The sequence below is a fragment of the Nguyenibacter vanlangensis genome (assembly GCF_013376155.1).
Taxonomy (GTDB): Bacteria; Pseudomonadota; Alphaproteobacteria; order Acetobacterales; family Acetobacteraceae; genus Gluconacetobacter; species Gluconacetobacter vanlangensis.
This window is the reverse complement of the sequence record NZ_JABXXP010000692.1, coordinates 1-1,434: the sequence shown is the minus strand read 5'-3', so window position 1 is coordinate 1,434 and position 1,434 is coordinate 1. Positions and strand designations below refer to the sequence as shown.

The following is a 1,434-nucleotide window of genomic DNA, read 5'->3' as shown; positions in this document are numbered from 1 at the left end:
CCCGCCGCCGTCATCAGCCCCCGCGTCACCGACACCCACGCCCAGGGCACCACCCAATCCGCCCAGGGCCGGCGCGACGGCCGCCCGGCCACGATCTGCGTCACGTTCCGCTTGCGGGCATAGGCCAGCGTGTCCGCCGCCACGTCCTCGCCGGGAATCGTGACGGTCTCGGCGCCCATGGATTGCGCCAGATGCATCAGCCCGGCCATGCGCTGGCGCATGCCGGGACTCATGTCCCGGCTGGTCTCGACATGCAGAACGATCCACGCGGCATGGAACCGCTCGGCCAGCCGCCGTCCGTAACGCAGCAATCCAGGCCCGGCATCCTGCAGGGTCAGGCACACCAGCACGCGCTCGCCCGCCGCCCACGGGCCGACGATCGCGCTCGCCTTCATGTGGTCCAGCAACTGGGCATCGACCCGCTGCGCGGTCTGCCGCAGCGCCAGCTCGCGCAGCGCCGTCAGATTCCCCGGCGAGAAATAATGCAGCAGCGCCCGCCCCGCCATGTCCGGGGCATAGACCTTGCCCTCGCGCAGCCGCTGCAACAGGTCGGCGGGCGTCAGGTCCACCAGTTCGATCTCGTCGGCCCGGTCGATCACCTTGTCGGGCACCGTCTCGCGCACCCGCACGCGGGTGATGCTGGCCACCACGTCGTTCAGGCTTTCCAGATGCTGGATATTGACGGTGGTCAGCACGTCGATGCCCGCCGCCAGCAATTCCTCCACATCCATCCACCGTTTCGGATGGCGGCTGCCCGGCACGTTGGTATGCGCCAGCTCGTCCACCAGCGCCAGTCCCGGCCGCCGCGCCAGGATCGCGTCCAGGTCCATCTCCTGCATCACCTGGTCGCGATAGGCGACATCGTGGCGCGGCACGACCTCCAGCCCCTCCAGCAGGGCGGCGGTCTCGGCCCGGCCATGCGTCTCGGCCACCCCCACCACCACATCGACACCCTCGCGCCGGTTTCTATGTCCGACGGTCAGCATCTCGTAGGTCTTGCCCACGCCGGGGGCCGCCCCCAGGAAGATCTTCAGCCGCCCCCGCCTGCGCTCCGCCGCCTCGCGCTCGGTCCGACGCAGCAACGCGTCGGGGTCGGGCCTGTCGTTCCGTTCGTCCATGCCTTACCGCTGCTGCAGGCGATCCAGCGCCAGGTTCAGTTCAAGCACATTCACCCGCGGCTCGCCCAGCCAGCCCAGCAACGGCTGCGCGGTCATCCGGTTCACCAGCACGCGCACCTGCCCTTCCGGCAGGTTGCGCGCACGAGCGACGCGCGGCACCTGGAACAAGGCGGCCTGCGGAGAGAGATCCGGGTCCAGCCCGCTGGCCGACGCCGTCACCAGGTCGGCCGGAATCGGCAATCCCTCCCGCACCGCGTCGGGATTGTCCGCCTTCAGGGCCGCCACCCGCGCCGCCACCGCATCGCGCAGCGCCTTC

General features: G+C 70.5%; 1 protein-coding gene and 1 pseudogene. Both read right to left on the bottom strand.

All coding sequences use genetic code 11. The features are described 5' to 3' along the window. A pseudogene (locus tag HUK84_RS18100) lies at window positions 1–1,118 on the bottom strand (sensor histidine kinase KdpD); the annotation flags it as partial. Between the two features lie 3 nt (window positions 1,119–1,121). Continuing rightward, on the bottom strand, window positions 1,122–1,434 hold a 313-nt coding region (locus tag HUK84_RS18095), incomplete at its 5' end, for a potassium-transporting ATPase subunit C (RefSeq protein ID WP_176641481.1).